At 59.0% G+C, this 15,336-nt stretch carries 13 protein-coding genes and 1 pseudogene; 4 read left to right on the plus strand and 10 right to left on the minus strand.

What is annotated here, in order from left to right; translation table 11 throughout:
* Positions 1-26: 26 nt before the first annotated feature.
* The 10 genes and pseudogenes from AACY07_RS14220 to AACY07_RS14265 all read right to left on the minus strand — a co-directional run bounded on the left by AACY07_RS14220 (position 27) and on the right by AACY07_RS14265 (position 9,709).
* On the minus strand, positions 27-1,085 hold the full coding sequence (locus AACY07_RS14220; RefSeq protein WP_133077598.1) for a HoxN/HupN/NixA family nickel/cobalt transporter: 1,059 nt from the start codon (positions 1,083-1,085) through the stop codon (positions 27-29).
* 26 nt (positions 1,086-1,111) lie between these two features.
* The gene (yut, locus tag AACY07_RS14225; protein ID WP_339475441.1) at positions 1,112-2,092 is read right to left on the minus strand and encodes an urea transporter; all 981 of its coding nucleotides are present in this window, start codon (positions 2,090-2,092) and stop codon (positions 1,112-1,114) included.
* Positions 2,093-2,282: 190 nt separating this feature from the next.
* Positions 2,283-3,245 (minus strand): urease accessory protein UreD, encoded by a 963-nt coding sequence (locus AACY07_RS14230; protein ID WP_133077600.1) that lies wholly within the window; start codon positions 3,243-3,245, stop codon positions 2,283-2,285.
* The gene (ureG, locus tag AACY07_RS14235) at positions 3,242-3,889 is read right to left on the minus strand and encodes an urease accessory protein UreG (protein ID WP_019828475.1); all 648 of its coding nucleotides are present in this window, start codon (positions 3,887-3,889) and stop codon (positions 3,242-3,244) included. Before ureG ends, AACY07_RS14230 begins: the two co-directional genes overlap by 4 nt.
* 65 nt (positions 3,890-3,954) lie before the next feature.
* Complete coding sequence (locus AACY07_RS14240; protein ID WP_133077601.1) at positions 3,955-4,641, minus strand: urease accessory protein UreF; 687 nt, start codon at positions 4,639-4,641, stop codon at positions 3,955-3,957.
* 21 nt (positions 4,642-4,662) lie between these two features.
* Positions 4,663-5,334: an urease accessory protein UreE gene (gene ureE, locus AACY07_RS14245; RefSeq protein WP_339475444.1), complete on the minus strand. Its 672-nt coding sequence runs from the start codon at positions 5,332-5,334 to the stop codon at positions 4,663-4,665.
* An 82-nt stretch (positions 5,335-5,416) separates the two neighbouring features.
* Complete coding sequence (locus AACY07_RS14250) at positions 5,417-7,135, minus strand: urease subunit alpha (protein WP_133077603.1); 1,719 nt, start codon at positions 7,133-7,135, stop codon at positions 5,417-5,419.
* A gap of 195 nt (positions 7,136-7,330) precedes the next feature.
* A pseudogene (locus AACY07_RS14255) lies at positions 7,331-7,732 on the minus strand (urease subunit beta); the annotation flags it as partial.
* A 54-nt stretch (positions 7,733-7,786) separates the two neighbouring features.
* Entirely contained in the window at positions 7,787-8,089 is a 303-nt protein-coding gene (locus tag AACY07_RS14260) for an urease subunit gamma (protein ID WP_016781195.1), read from the minus strand.
* 519 nt (positions 8,090-8,608) lie between these two features.
* On the minus strand, positions 8,609-9,709 hold the full coding sequence (locus tag AACY07_RS14265) for an FUSC family protein (RefSeq protein WP_133077604.1): 1,101 nt from the start codon (positions 9,707-9,709) through the stop codon (positions 8,609-8,611).
* 317 nt (positions 9,710-10,026) lie between these two features.
* On the opposite strand from AACY07_RS14265, the gene AACY07_RS14270 reads away from it, so the two are divergent.
* The 4 genes from AACY07_RS14270 to AACY07_RS14285 all read left to right on the plus strand — a co-directional run bounded on the left by AACY07_RS14270 (position 10,027) and on the right by AACY07_RS14285 (position 15,224).
* Complete coding sequence (locus tag AACY07_RS14270) at positions 10,027-10,935, plus strand: LysR family transcriptional regulator (protein WP_339475448.1); 909 nt, start codon at positions 10,027-10,029, stop codon at positions 10,933-10,935.
* Between the two features lie 262 nt (positions 10,936-11,197).
* Positions 11,198-12,736, plus strand: a complete 1,539-nt coding sequence (locus AACY07_RS14275) for an MFS transporter (RefSeq protein WP_339475450.1) — start codon at positions 11,198-11,200, stop codon at positions 12,734-12,736.
* A complete protein-coding gene (locus AACY07_RS14280; protein WP_133077607.1) occupies positions 12,733-13,797 on the plus strand; it encodes an efflux RND transporter periplasmic adaptor subunit in 1,065 nt (354 codons plus the stop codon). Before AACY07_RS14275 ends, AACY07_RS14280 begins: the two co-directional genes overlap by 4 nt.
* Positions 13,794-15,224: an efflux transporter outer membrane subunit gene (locus tag AACY07_RS14285; protein WP_339475453.1), complete on the plus strand. Its 1,431-nt coding sequence runs from the start codon at positions 13,794-13,796 to the stop codon at positions 15,222-15,224. Before AACY07_RS14280 ends, AACY07_RS14285 begins: the two co-directional genes overlap by 4 nt.
* Positions 15,225-15,336 lie beyond the last annotated feature (112 nt).

Here is a 15,336-nt window from a genome sequence, read left to right on the forward strand (position 1 = left end):
CACGGGGTCTCGGGTGCTGGGTCTTTTCAGGTATTGGCTGCCAGTTGGTCATAACCGCGCAGGTAGTAGTTGAGGGCCGAGATCAACCAGCACAGCACAAACATGCCGATGATCCAGTAGCCAATTTCGCCGAAGTTTTCACTTATGGCATTGATCGGCGTCCATATTCCGCCGGTTAGCTCAAGCTTGTCGGCAATCAGTCCTAATGCCTCGACGCCGCCGATGAACAACGCAACCACCACCGAGGCGGCCGTGATGGTGATGTTGTAGTAGAGCTTGCGCACCGGTTTGGAAAACGCCCAGCCGTAGGCACCGATCATCACGAAGTTGTCCAGTGAATCGATCAGGGCCATGCCCACGGCGAACAGTATCGGGAAAACCATGATCGACCACAGGCTGATGCCGTGGGATGCGCTGGTGGCGCTGATGCCCAGCAGGCCGATTTCGGTGGCGGTGTCAAAGCCCAGACCGAACAGAAAGCCCACCGGGTACATGTGCCAGCTTTTATTGACCAGGTTGAACACCCGGCCAAAGATGCGCGCCATCAGGCCACCTTTGTTAGTGGTGATCAGGTCCAGCTCTTCGGGTGGCAGGCTATGGCCGGCCTTGACCTGCCTGAACTTCTTGTACACCGAGATCAGGATCACCAGGTTGAGCACGCCGAACAGCAGCAGGAACACCGAGGACACCAGGGTGCCGATCAATCCGCCGGTTTCATGGAACCACTCCATGTCGTCCTTGAAAGCCATCGCCGTGACGGCGATGGCAAAGGATGCCAGGACCACGATGGTGGAATGCCCCAGGGAAAACCAGGTGCCCACGGCAATCGGTCGCTTGCCCTGCTGCATCAGTTTGCGGGTGACATTGTCGATGGCTGCGATGTGATCGGCATCCACGGCGTGGCGCAGGCCGAAGCCGTACGCCAGTAAAGCGGTGCCCATCAGTACCGGGTTGTTGCCAAACTCGATAAAGGCCCAGGCCCAGGCGAGGAGGTTGGCCAGAATCAATCCGGCCAGCAGGTAAATGGCACGACGCGTGGTGTTCGACGGTTCGGCATTGACCAGGGGTTGGGCAATCACGGTCATGGGAAGGCTCCGGCAGGGATCGGACATTATTGGCGGTGGGCCGGCATGACGTCTTTGTTGGGCACCAGGAACAACCAGGAAGCCAGCACAAAGGGCATGGTCAGGGTCGGGATGCCTGCCGGGCCCAATACTGTATTCAAGGCGCCCTGCACAAAGACAGTGAAAATCACCCCGATCACGGTGTAGATCAGTACCCGCCAGCTTGGCTTGTTGAAGGTCGAACCCAGGGCGATGGCCGTCAGCACGGCGCTGAATGCATACAGGCCGTTATTGATACTGCTGTGTTCGGCCTGCAGGACCACGGCGGTCAGGACGGCCAGCAGCGATCCGAGAATACCGAACACGGCGGCCCACAACGATGACACCGCCAGCCCTGCGAGAAACAGCACGCTGCCAATCACCGTGCTGATCAGGAACACTTCAGAAACACCGTAGAACGTACTTTTGAACAGGTCGATGCCGTCGAACAGACTGGTGTTGTAGGCGACCAGATCATGGGGCAGGTTGGGCACGGGCAGGGAGCTGTTTTCCAGGCCACCAAAGGCATAGCTGGCCAGCAGCATGGTCCAGGTCACCAGTACGAAGGGGGCGGTGAGCGCAGCGACTTTCCAGGTTTTCAGGATGTCGGCGATGCAGATCGTGACGATCACCGAGACCGCGCTGCCCAGGATGATGCACAGCCACAGGATGGGGGTGACGGCAAGAAAGGTCGGCAGGGCGACACCCACCAGGCAGCCGTTATAGCCATACAGGCCGGCTTTCCAGGAGGTGTGGTCCTTGAGGTGCATGCCGGTGAAGGTTGCTACCACGGTGCCCAGTACACTGCCGTAGGCCACTGCCGGATTGCCTTCGGCAAAAGCCCCGACAAAGATCGCGGCAAAGAACAGCAAGCCGGTCAGGGGGTTGTTCTGGAACATGACTTGAGCGCAACCGCGCAGAGTGACGTCGATAAACTCAAAGACGACGTTGCCATCTGCCACTTTTGACCACTTGGATGCAGTTTCCATATTGACTCTCCCAATTGTGCATTTGGCCTGGATCCGCTTGCGTAGCAGCTGCCGTAGGAACGAGGCTGCGTCCGACGGCGCAGCCGTCGTAATCCCTGAGGACAGGGTTTGACTGGCACACCGCAGTGCCTGATTTTGCGACGGCTGCGCCGTCGGACGCAGCCTCGTTCCTTCGGCAGCTGCTACACAGCTACTTCCACAAAAACTGCGGCTGAAGTGTCAGGCCCAGGATCTCTTCGCGGGCGACTTTCCAGAACTCGCGGATTTGCGCCTTGACCTCACCGCTGTCGTTGCCCAGTACCTTGAAAATCAGCCCGCAGTCGTTCGGTAGGCGGGTGACGCCGCTGGCCAGCCCTGCGCTCATGTCGAAGAGCGCCGGGATGCGCTCCACAATCCGGTCGTGATGCTCCTTGGGCGTGAGCAGCACCACGTTGCCGAACACGTCGAAGGTCTGCATGACACCAATGGCGTCCAGGCTCTCCTTTTTCGGTTCAAGAATGTACTTCTCGACAAACAGTTCGCGGCCCTCAAGGTTTTCAGCGCTCACTCGCGAGGAGTAAACGTCAAAACCGAAACGCTCATCGACATGGTGGTATTTGCGCCCCGACATCAACACTTCGCAGTAGATCGCCGTTGCCGTGGGGTGGATCTTGATCTGGGTGCTGGTGATAAACCGCGCATTGCGATGGGGGATCAGCGGGTCTGGCATAAACTCCAGATAGCCGCCTTCCTCGATTCGCAAGTGCTGGATTTGCGTGGCGTAGTTGGCATCCATCGAATGCACTTTGGTCGCTGACTGGGTGGTGACGTGCCCGCAGGCACCCACCCCTACATTGACGTCAGTGGCCAGGCGGTCGCCCTGCAGCACGCAGCCCGAAGTCGAGATCATGGTCACACAGGGCAGCTCGGGCATCACCTCGTCCCAATACAGGGCCCGCTGCACCAGCGACGGCACGCGCCGCTCCATGTCCGCCAGCACGCTGCGATTGCCGCGCTTTTCAAAACCCAGTCGCAGGTAGCCGCTTTTTCCCACGGCACCACTTTGCATTTGTGGAGGTTCGTCCTGGTACTGCGACAGCTCCGGCGCATCATTGCCCAGTGCGTGAGCGCGCAGCCGTGACGGGGTGTTCACGATCTGGCTCTGCGCTGTCATGCAGTGACCTCACTCTTGACCGCCGGTTTTTGGGCGAACAGGAACATGTGCTCGATCATGTCCACCAGTTCTTCAATGCCGTGGCCGGTCTTGCAGTTGGTGAGGATGTACGGACGGTTGCCGCGCACCACCTTGGTGTCGCTTTCCATGACATCCAGGCTGGCGCCGACATAGGGCGCAAGGTCGATCTTGTTGATGATCAGAATGTCTGCCTGCACCAGGCCCGGGCCATTTTTACGCGGGATTTTTTCGCCTTCTGCCACGTCGATCACGTAGATGTAGAAGTCGGCCAGGGCGGGGCTGAAGGTCAGGGTCAGGTTGTCGCCGCCGCTCTCGATCATGATCAGGTCGCTGTCGGGGAACTTCTCTTCCATTTCCTCGACCGCTGCAATGTTCATGCTCGGGTCTTCACGCACTGCGGTGTGCGGGCAGGCACCGGTCTCGACACCCAGGATCTTGTCTTCGTCCAGGATCCCTTTGAGGGTGCGCTTTACCTGCTTGGCGTCTTCGGTGGTGACGATGTCGTTGGTGATGATCAATGGCTTGTAGCCACGGTTGATCAGAATCGGAGTGATCACTTCGATGATCGCGGTTTTACCTGAACCGACCGGGCCGCCAATACCAATACGAGTAATCTTTTTCACGGTTATTTCCTTACCAGATAGGGGAGCTGATTGAGCGTCGACCACGTCAACGCAATCCGGGAGTATCAGTTCATGAACAGCCGCACGTGTGCTTTGACGTGAGCGGCGGCGAGCACATCGACGATGGGTACATAGGACGACATCTGTTCGATATCACCGATTTCAGCGATGTCGCAGAAGGCTTCAATGTCGTGGTTGAGTTCGAACAGAATGTGCTGGGTGTCCAGGTGCGTGACCCGCATAAGGCGCATGGCGGCGCTGAGGATGGTCATGGCGACACCGTACTGGTGCATCACCACCACTTCCCTGGCGCCAATGCCCTGGGTCGACATCACCACGGCCTGGGTGACGGGGTAGGTGCCCGCCGCGTTGCCGGCCTTGATCTGCTCCAGCCACCAGCGGACCAAGGGTTTTTCGACGACATGGATCGACATTTCGGCCAGTTTTTTACCCATGCGCGTCGCCATCAACCGGCTTTCTTCGTTGAGCTTGCGGTTATTGACCGCCCAGTCCGCGCGCAGGATCCCGTCGCGGTCTTCGGCGACACAGGCCCGGTGTGCGGCGACCACGCCCATGCCGTCACAACTGGCCGCTTGTTTGAGCGCCGTGAGGACAAAGCCCTTGAGGGTCGCGACATCGTGAACGATGCCTTTCTGAATGGCGGATTCCACGCCGTTCGAGAACGAAAAGGCACCCACTGGCAATACGGAATCGCCAAACTGCATGATGCGAATTAGATCTGATGCGTTCATCAAAGCGCCTTCTTGCCGGATTCAGTGCTTATGGCTGTGAAACGTATGGCCATTGTCGTGGCTGTGACTGTGCGAGTCGTGACTGTGCAGGCCCTGGATCTTGAGGGCTGCCGCGTCCAGCTTGTCTTGCGGGCTGGCCACGTGAACGTGGGTGTCGGTTTCTTCGGCGCCGCCAAACAGCAGGCGTGCCTCTGAAGTGGTCAGCAGGGGCAGGACTTCAGCGCCGCCGACAAAGGCATACGGCAAGTGTTGAAAGCCGTGGGTGCGCATCACCGAATCCATCATTTTGGTTTCGACCGTGAGCGGGATGTACACCTCGTTGTGTTTGGTCACGGCTTTCCAGTGCTGGTTGCCCAGGGCATGGCCCAGTTCGAAGCTGGTCTTGATCAGAACGTCCAGGGGTTGCTGTTTAAGTTCCTTGAGGTCAATCACCATCACGTCGCGCAGGTTCAGTTGCACCACTACGGCGGTGTTGGTGGCGTCATCCCACATCAGCACATCACCGTCGGACAGCACGACGTTGCGCTCCAGCGAGATACCCAGGTCCAGCCCGCCGAGACTGGTGCGCCGGCAGCGGCTTTTTTGCGCTTCACGCTGGTCCAGTACCAGAAGGTCGACATTGGCGCTTTCCAGTTTCTGTTTCCAGAGCGGGTCTTTCTTGGCGTTGCCCAGAATGTGTTCAATCAAAATCACGTCGCAAACTCCTTCCCCGAATCATTTGCCGGGCGTTTGCCGCCGGGGATGAATGCGTCCCCGGCGGCTGCCCGTTCAGACTTTAGCCAAAGAAATAACGCTGGTTCATGGTGGCCACGTCGATGGGTTTGCACGTGGCGTGCACACCGTCGACTTTTACGGCGAAGGTTTCAGGGTCAACTTCGATAAGCGGCGTCTGGTCGTTGCGTACCAGGTCTTTTTTGGAGACGGTGCGACAGCCCCGTACTGCCACGACCTGACGTTCCAGCCCGGCTTTTTCTTTCACGCCGTCTTCAAGGGCCGCTTGCGACACGAAGGTCACGCAGGTGTCCTGCACGGTTTTGCCGAACGCGCCAAACATCGGGCGGTAGAACACCGGCTGTGGGGTTGGCAGGGAGGCGTTCGGGTCACCCATCGCGGCCCAGTTGATCATGCCGCCCTTGATCACCATCTTCGGCTTGGCACCGAAGAAGCGCGGATCCCAGAGCACCAGGTCGGCCATCTTGCCGACTTCGACCGAGCCCAGCACGTGGCTGATACCCTGGGCCAGGGCCGGGTTGATGGTGATCTTGGCCACGTACCGCAGTACACGGAAGTTGTCGTTGTCGGCACTGTCTTCCGGCAGTTTGCCGCGCGAAACCTTCATCGCATGGGCGGTCTGCATCACGCGCAACCAGTTTTCACCGACCCGGCCCATGGCCTGGGAGTCACTGGAGAACATGGAGATAACGCCCATGTCCTGCAGCACGTTTTCGGCGGCGATGGTTTCCGGGCGTACCCGGCTTTCGGCAAACGACACGTCGGCCGGCACGTTCGGGTTGAGGTTGTGACAGACCATGATCATGTCGAACAACTCGGCCTGGCTGTTGACACCATAGGGCAGGGTCGGGTTGGTCGAGCTCGGCAGCACGTTGTTCTGGCTTGCCACCCTGATGATGTCGGGGGCGTGACCGCCACCGGCGCCTTCAGTGTGGAAGGTGTGGATGGTACGACCTTCGAAGGCATCAATGGTGTCTTCGACGTAGCCACATTCGTTAAGGCTGTCGGTGTGCACCGACACCTGGACGTCCATCTCGTCGGCAGTACGCAGCGCATGGCGTATGGCGTTTGAAGTTGCGCCCCAGTCCTCGTGAACCTTCAGACCGGCGACACCGGCGATGATTTGCTCGGCCAGCGGGTCGCGGCCGAAGGAGTTGCCTTTGCCGAGCATGCCGACGTTGACCGGCAGCCCTTCGAGCGAGCGCAGCATCTGGCGGATGTTCCACGGGCCTGCGGTCACGGTGGTGCCGTTGGTGCCGTCGGTAGGGCCGATGCCGCCGCCGAAGAAGGTGGTCACGCCATTGGACAGCGCATGGTAGGCCTGTTGTGGCGAGATCAGGTGAACGTGGGTGTCGATCCCGGCTGCGGTCAGGATCAGGTGCTCACCGGAAATGGCGTCGGTGCTCACACCCACCACCAGGCCGGGGGTCACTCCGCTCATGGTGCCCGGGTTGCCGCTTTTGCCGATACCGACAATCTTGCCGTCACGCACGCCCACGTCGGCTTTGATCACGCCCTGGATCGCGTCGATGATGGTGACGTTGGTGATCACCAGATCCAGCACACCGTTGTCGCGGGTCAGGGTGTTGTCGGCCCCCATGCCGTCTCGCAGGGATTTGCCGCCGCCGTAGACGGATTCTTCGCCGTAACCACGTAAGTCCTTTTCAATCTCGACAAACAGGTTGGTGTCACCCAGGCGGATTTTGTCGCCCGTGGTAGGGCCGAACAGGCCTGCATATTCTTTGCGTGAAATGGTTGGCATCGGTGGCTCCTTTTCTAATGCCGCGCGGTCGTCAATGACTCAACGGCGCGTGTGCAAAATATGAAAATGCTGTGGTTACTTGTCGTTGACGGGCTTGGCAGGCTTGGAGAACTTGAACCCGTGATCGACTGCGCGCTGAATGGCCTGGAGTTTTTCCGGGCGTTCATGGTTGCTGGTCATTTTGTCCGGTGCCCAGCCATCCACCAGGTTGTTGAAGCCGTAAAGGGTTTGCTTGCCACCGTAAGGGATCAGCGGCACCTCAATTTCGTCACCCGGCTCGAAGCGGATAGCGGTGGTGGCTGAAATATTCAGGCGCTTGCCAAACGCTGCGGCACGGTCGAACTCAAGGGCACGGTTGACTTCGAAGAAATGAAAGTGAGAACCGATCTGGATCGGACGGTCACCGGTGTTACGCACTTTGACTTTGGTGACAGGGCGGTCTTCGTTGAAGGTGATCGGTGTGCTGGCGTAAATGGTGCCGCCCAGGGGGACATCCGCTTCATTGCCCTTGTGTACGCCGCCTGGATTTTTGGCGTGGGGGATGGTGTGCTTGGGATGGGTATCCTGGTGCGGTCCTGCGGTCTCTTTGGTGCTCATGACTGATTCCTCAAAACGCGGAAGTTTTGCGTTAACCGGGTGTGGAGCAGGCGGTTACTTGATCGGGTCATGGACCGTGACCAGACGGCTGCCGTCGGTGAAAATCGCCTCAACCTGAACATTGGGAATCAGGTCGCTGACACCTTCCATCACGTCATCTTTGGTCAGCACCTTGCTGGCCTCGGTCATGACATCTTCAACCGACTTGCCGTCCCGCGCGCCTTCCAGTGCGGTCACGGTGATAATTGAAACAGCCTCTGGATAGTTCAATTTCAAGCCGCGAGCCTTGCGCCGGAATGCGACGTCCGAGAGGGTGTAAACCATCAATTTTTCGACTTCTCTGGGGGTGAGCTGCATAAGCCCTCCTATTTACAGTGCGGTAGGAATTAAAGTTCTGGAGTGCAGGTCAGGCGTGCGCGCATGCCTAACACTCCACACGTCGGGAGCGTGCAAAGGCGGGTTGAGGTTCGGGTGGTTTTTGGGTGCAGGTGGTCGTTTCATAGGCTCAACCGTTCAAATCCATTAATACGGGTGCGAGCAGAGCCTAGACCATAATTCCCGGCAGGCCAGGCGAAGGAGAAGGGTGGGCAAGAGGGAGTTGACACATGATGAAATCAAGTGTTTTTAATATATTTCGTTATAAAACATAGACTTATATGGTTTTTTGTATGTTCTTGAATCGTCTTTTTTAGCCAGAAAAGCGTTTTCTGAGTACGAAAAAACCACATTCCTTGTGCTTTAAGTCATCGAAATGGTGTGCGTGTTCGATTAATGGCTGTCCTCAGCGCGCAAGGCAGGGACCTGAATGGCGAGTGCAGCCTGTGTGGCTTTCGCACTGCGCCCGGTCAACGAACCGTTCAGGTCGACGCCAAAGCGCTATTTTTCACTCGGAAGTTTGTCGTTTTTAAACAAGTGCCTGTGGTTGTTCTGATAGAGCGCGCTGTGCAGTTGGTCATTGAGTTCAGTCAGTTGCCTGAGCATTTCCAGGCTCAGCCAGACATAGGCGTAAAAGGGTGTTTCAGTGATCTTTCCATCAAGGCTCTTGAGAACAAGCTCATGCAAGTCGTGGGTTTTCTGGCGCAGTTCGCCACTGATCTGGTTGTTTGCGATGCCCAGGCACAATTTGTTCTGGAGTGATTCCAGGGCTTGTGGAATCAGTTGGTGAAGGTCACTCAATGCCGGTTCGCTCTCAATCAGCAGATGGCTCTCGCGTGAAGACCAGTACGCATCGATCATCAGGCTCATGGTCGCCAGCATGTTGCGGTGCAGGGTTTGCACGGCCTCGAACACTTGTGGCTTGAGGTTGGTTTCTTTGCTCGCGGGAGCGATGTAGTTGCGTAACTTGATAATCGCATCCAGTTCATCCTTCAACTGGTCTTCCAGGTCGGGGCGCTCGGCGATCCGGGGGGAGAAGTACGCCGCGTACAGCTCATTGATCTTGCCCAGGCTTGCGCTGAGTTTGATCCGCAGGTCGGTGTAGGCCCGCAGGGGGTAAATGCTGGTATAGAGCATGGCCAGCAAGGAACCTGCCAGTACGTAGCCACTGCGGGTGAGTGCGGACTCCATGTCATTGGGCGGGGCGCAACTGACCACCGCCAGCGTTGCGCCGATCAGCAGGGCCATGTAAGGGTGTTTGCCGAGGGTCAGGTAGCCGGCGATGAACATCAGGACGCCGGACCACACCAGCATGAGGGAGAACGAATAGGTTTCCAGGTACAACCCCACCAGCCCCGACAGCGCACCAATGATAGTGCCGCCGGTACGTTGCACGGCCCGGGAGGACACATTGCCCCAATAAGGCTGCGGCCCCATCACGATGAGCATGGTGATCAGGGCATAGGAGGCGCCGTCGAGTTTGAAGTAGCGGATGACAACAAAGGTAATCAGGAACGCCAGGCTGATACGGGTGGCATGGATCCAGTGGTTGTATTTGCAGGCCAGTTTTTCCAGATTTGAAATCTTTTTACCCAGCTGCATAGAGTCCCCAATCGTTGTAATGGATTGGGCTGCCAGCGTAGTTCAGGATGGGTGGGTCCACCACTTGGGATGGCTCTGCTTTGGGGCGTAGAGAAATGGCAGGCGTAAAAAAGGCCATTACCTTCATGGGGATCCGGTAATGACCAAAAATTCTCAACCAAAGAGAGCGTCAGGCATCAACCTGACGGGCGGCAATGTATCAAGGTCAAACTTAGTTAGCTAGCTAAGTGTACGCGAAACTGTTTTACCTGATGCGCAACAATGGTGCATGGCGAGCCGGCTAGGCACGCCAAGCGTTACCCGATACCCTTTGGCCCATGCAAATACCTGACTTGAATCTGCTTGTTGCCTTGAACGTCTTGCTCGAAGAAGGCTCGGTGGTGGGCGCTGCCCGGCGCATGAACCTGAGCGCTCCGGCCATGAGCCGCACCTTGACCCGAATCCGTGAAGTCTTGAATGACCCTATTTTGGTGCGTTCAGGCCGTGGGCTTGTCCCCACTCCCAGGGCACTGGAGTTGCGTGAGCAGGTGAGGGGTGTGGTTGAGCTGGCGCACGGGGTGTTCACCCAAAGCCAGAACAGTGATTTACGTGAGCTGGAGCGCACGTTCAGCATTCGCGCCAATGACGTGTTCTTTGGTGTTTATGGCGCAGCGTTGCGCCAGCAAATGGCCCTGGAAATGCCCAAGGCCACGTTACGGGTCGTGCCTGAGGGGTTTACCGATGATGAGGCGTTGAATGAAGGCCGCATTGACCTGACCATCTGCGCCACCAACCGCTTCAGCTCGGATATCAAGGTGCAAAGGTTGTTCACCTGCCCCTTTGTAGGGCTGGCCCGGGAGGGGCATCCGATTTTCGATGAGCCCATTACGGCCGGGCGGTTTGCCGGTTTCGACCATATCAGCGTGTCACGCAGGGGGCATGCCCGTGGACCGATCGATACGCTGCTGGCCGAGCTGGGGCTGGAGCGCCGGGTGTCGTTCACTACGCCGACGTTTTACTCGGCGATCTTTGCCTTGACGGGGGGGGATCTGATCTTGCCTTTGATGCCCCAGATGTTGCTCAAAACCCTTGAGCCACTGGGCCTCAAACTGCGTCCGTTCGAGTTGCCGCTCACGTTGCAGCCGGTCGATATCGTCCAGGCCTGGCACCCGCGCCTGGACAACGATCATGCCCATAGCTGGCTGCGTCGCACCCTCAAAACCTTCTGTGACAATGCGCTGACTTAGGGGTTGGCCGCCTTTGTGGGAGCGGGCTTGCTCGCGATTCGGACCGCCGGGTGAGTCAGGCATGGTGGGTTGATGCCATCGCGAGCAAGCCCGCTCCCACAAGTGCGCAGATTATTGCGTCTGGTGCACTCCAGAGTTAGTTATTTATCAATTTTTATAGCTATTTCGCCTGATTAAACTGTCCGTCATCTATCAAGTCGACGGAGTGAGCCATGTATTGGCGGTTTGATCATGGGCGCAGTCTGGCGCCTGGAGCAGGGGTGTGACGGCGCTGGTCGCAGGCGTCGCGGCCCCGGCACCGTCCCCGGCTGTCAGTGCGGCATTTGGCCTGCGGATTTTTACCGGTCTGTTGGGCGTCTTGCTGGCGGTGCTGGTATCGGGGTTCAACGAGAATGTCACCAAGGTGGCCATGCCCGATATTCGTGGGGCAATGGGCATCGGTTTTGACGAAAGTACCTGGTTGCTGGCGGTGTATTCGGCCACGTCCATCAGCGCCATGGCCTTTGCGCCCTGGTGTGCGGCAACCTTCTCTTTGCGACGTTTTACCCTGTGTGCCATAGGCGCCTTTTTGCTGCTGGGCATCCTCTGTCCGTTGGCTCCCAATGTCGATGTGCTGATGCTGCTGCGCACCTTGCAGGGTTTTGCCGGTGGTGCCTTGCCGCCCATGCTGATGTCGGTGGCGCTGCGTTTTTTGCCGCCGGGCATTCGTCTGTACGGGCTGGGCAGTTATGCGCTGACGGCAACCTTTGGTCCCAGTTTTGGTACGCCACTGTCTGCCTGGTGGGTGGAGTATGCCGGGTGGCAATGGGCGTTCTGGCAAATCATCCCGCTGGGCCTGTTGGCGATGGCCTGCGTGGCCTGGGGTTTGCCCCAGGACCCATTGCGGCTGGAGCGCTTCAAGCAGTTTGACTGGCGCGGTCTGATGCTGGGTTTGCCGGGCCTAGTCATGCTGGTGCTGGGGCTGGAACTGGGCCAGCGGATGAACTGGTTCGAATCGCCGATGATTCAGTTTTTTATTGTCGGGGGCTCGGCCCTGATGGTGTTGTTTTTTATCAATGAATGGTCGCATCCGCTGCCGTTTTTCAAGTTGCAGTTGCTGAAAATCCGCAACCTGGCCCATGCCTTGCTGACGTTGGGCGGGGTGCTGTTTGTGTTGCTGGCGGTGATCAAGATCCCGTCCAGTTACCTGGCTCAGGTGCAGGGATATCGTCCCCTTGAAACCGCGCCAGTCATGTTGATGGTGGCGTTGCCACAACTGATAGCCCTACCGCTGGTGGTCGCGCTGTGCAACCTGCGCTGGGTCGATTGCCGCTGGGTGCTGGCCATTGGTCTGGCGCTGCTGGCGCTGGCGTGCGGGATTGGTTCGCAGGTGACTTCGATGTGGACTCGCGAGAATTTTTACGGCTTGCAGGCGATTCAAATCATCGCCCAACCAATGGCCGTGATCCCGTTGTTGATGCTGGCCACGGGCGGCCTGAACCCGGCGGACGGCCCGTTTGCATCGGCCTGGTTCAACACCGTCAAAGGTTTTTCAGCGGTCGCAGCAGGCAGTGTGCTGGGCGTGTTGACCCTCAATCGCGAGCACTTCCATTCAACGATGTTGCTCGATCGCCTGGGCAACTCGCCGCTGGTCAGTACCGGGACAGATCTGGCGCGCCGGGTTCATCAGCAAGCGGTGGTGCTGACGTCTGCCGATCTTTATCTGTACATGGCCGCCCTGGCGCTTTTATTGATTGTGTTAATCCCTTTTGGCCCCACGCGGATCTACGCGCCGGGCACACCTGTTGGAGCAGTGAAATGAGTACAACAAGCGGGCGCAAGCCTTTGATCGTGGCCGGCGCGGGTCTGGCGGCCTTTATCGTGCTGTACGGGGTGTGGCGGCTGGTGTTTGCCACGGGCACGGTGCAGAACACCAACGATGCCTTTGTCAGCGCCGATTACACCCTGATTGCGCCAAAAGTCGCGGGGTTTATCGACGAGGTGCTGGTGCAGGACAACCAGCCGGTGAAGGCCGGGCAGTTGCTGGCGCGGATCGATCCGCAGGACTACCAGGCTGCCGTGCAGGCGGCGCAAGCCAGTGTCGCGACGGCGCAGGCACAACGGGTCAATGCACTGGCGATGCTGGAACGTCAGCGTTCGCTGATCGAACAGGCCAAGGCCACGGTCGATGCAGATCTGGCACAGGTCGAGTTTGCCGAGCATGAGTTGCAACGCTATCAACATCTGGCGGGGCAGGGTGCAGGCACGCTGCAAAATTCCCAGCAGGCAAAAAACCGCTCGCTGACCGCCCGGGCCGAGCTGGCCCAGCACAAGGCCGCCCTGGAAGCCGCCCGCCAGCAAACCCGCGTGCTGGCCGCCCAGGCCACCGCAGCGCAAGCGTCGGTTCAGTATGCCGAGGCCTTGCAGGCGCGGGCCGAACTGGACCTGTCCCACACTCAACTGACGGCCCCTTTTGACGGTGTGGTGGGACGACGCAGCGTGCGTCTTGGCGCCTACGTCAAACCCGGCGATACCGTGCTGGCGGTTGTACCGCTGGCGGATGCCTTCGTGGTTGCCAATTTTCTGGAGCATCAGCTTACGAACATGCAGGCGGGGCAGCGTGTGACGATCCAGGTCGACAGTTTTCCCGGCCAGACCTTGCAAGGCACCGTCGACAGTATTGCGCCGGCAACCGGTGTGACGTTCTCGGCCATTGCCCCGGATAACGCAACGGGCAACTTCACCAAGGTGGCGCAGCGCATTGCGGTGAAAGTGACGCTGGATCAAGGGCAGTTGCTGGCCAGTCAATTGCGCCTCGGGATGTCGGTGAATGCGTCCATCGATACGGCGACTGCGCACGACCAGCAGGTCAGCACACGATGAAAAACACTGCATTGGCCTGGGCTGTGGCCTGTTACAGCGTGCTGACTTTAAGTGGTTGCGTGGTGGGCCCGGATTTTGAGGCGCCCGTGCCCGCGCTGGCAAAGAACTGGGCGCCCGTTGCCACCCAGGCGGGACATAGCCGGGCCGTCGAGTCGGCAATAGACCCGCGTTGGTGGGACCGTTTTGGCGATCGTCAACTGTCGGCCCTGGTGCGCGAGGCGCAACACAGCAACTTTGATGTGCAACTGGCGGCCAGCCGTCTGGAGCAAAGCCTTGCGATTCGCCGTCAGATTAACGCCGACACCTTGCCCAAGGTGGACGGTACGGCTGCTTACAGTCGCAGCCGTAACAGCCAGCAGGGTTTGGGTGATCCTTCGGGGTACAGCGGCAAGCAGGCGTTCAACCTGTGGAATGGTGGCCTGGGTTTCAGTTGGGAGGCTGACCTGTGGGGCAGGGTCAAGCGCTCGGTCGAAGCGGCTGATGCTTCGGTGCAAGTGGCGGCAGAGGATCGTCACGGGGTGCAGTTGCTGGTGATCGTGCAGACCGCGCAGCACTACATTCAGCTGCGCGGTACGCAGCAGGCTCTGGCGGTGGTGGAGCAAAACCTGCAGATTGCCCGCCGTAGCCTGGAGCTGACCCGATTGCAGCTCAAGGAGGGAGTGGCCACCGACCTGCAAGCGTCGGAAGCCGCCGCCCAGGTGGCCGAGATTGAAGCGCGCATGGCACCGTTGCAGCAGCAAAGTGCGCAATTGATCAATGCCCTGAGCCTGCTGCTGGCCCGCGAGCCACGGGCCTTGCAGCAGCAATTGAGCGCAGTGGCACCGGTGCCGGCCTATGGCGCGGATGTGCCGATTGGCGTGCCCAGCGAGTTGGCCCAGCGTCGTCCCGATATCCGCCGTGCCGAGGCGCAACTGCATGCGGCGACGGCAGCGATCGGCATGGCCAAGGCTGACTTTTATCCCCGTATTACCTTGTCTGGAAGCCTGGGAATGCAGGCCATGCAGCTATCGGACTTGGGCAGTTGGGGGGCGCGCAACTTTGCGTTCGGGCCGGGGTTGAGCGTGCCGGTATTTGAGGGTGGGCGTTTGCAGGGGGCCTTGCAATTGCAGGAAGGGCGACAGCAAGAGGCGGGCATTGCCTATCAAAAAACCGTGTTGCGGGCCTGGCATGAGGTGGACGATGCGCTGGTAGCGTACCAGGCCAGCCAGCGTCGACGTGACAGCCTGCAGCAGGCGGTGATGCACAGCCAGCGTGCGCTGGATAGCGTTCATCAACAGTACGCCCAGGGCACGGTGGACTTCCTGAACGTGTTGACCGTGCAAAACGCGCTGCTGGCCAACGAAGCGGCACTGGTAGACAGCACCGCGCAGGTGTCGCTGTCGCTGGTGGATGTGTTTGGTGCATTGGGTGGAGGGTGGCAGGGGTAGTTGCCTGGGGGCGGGGGCCTGTGTGGGAGCGGGCTTGCTCGCGATGGCCACGCTTTGGTGACTCAGTCACACCGAGCAGTTCGCATCCCAAGCCAGCCCGCTCCCACAGGTT

The sequence above is a fragment of the Pseudomonas sp. RL_5y_Pfl2_69 genome (assembly GCF_963970465.1).
Lineage (GTDB): Bacteria > Pseudomonadota > Gammaproteobacteria > Pseudomonadales > Pseudomonadaceae > Aquipseudomonas.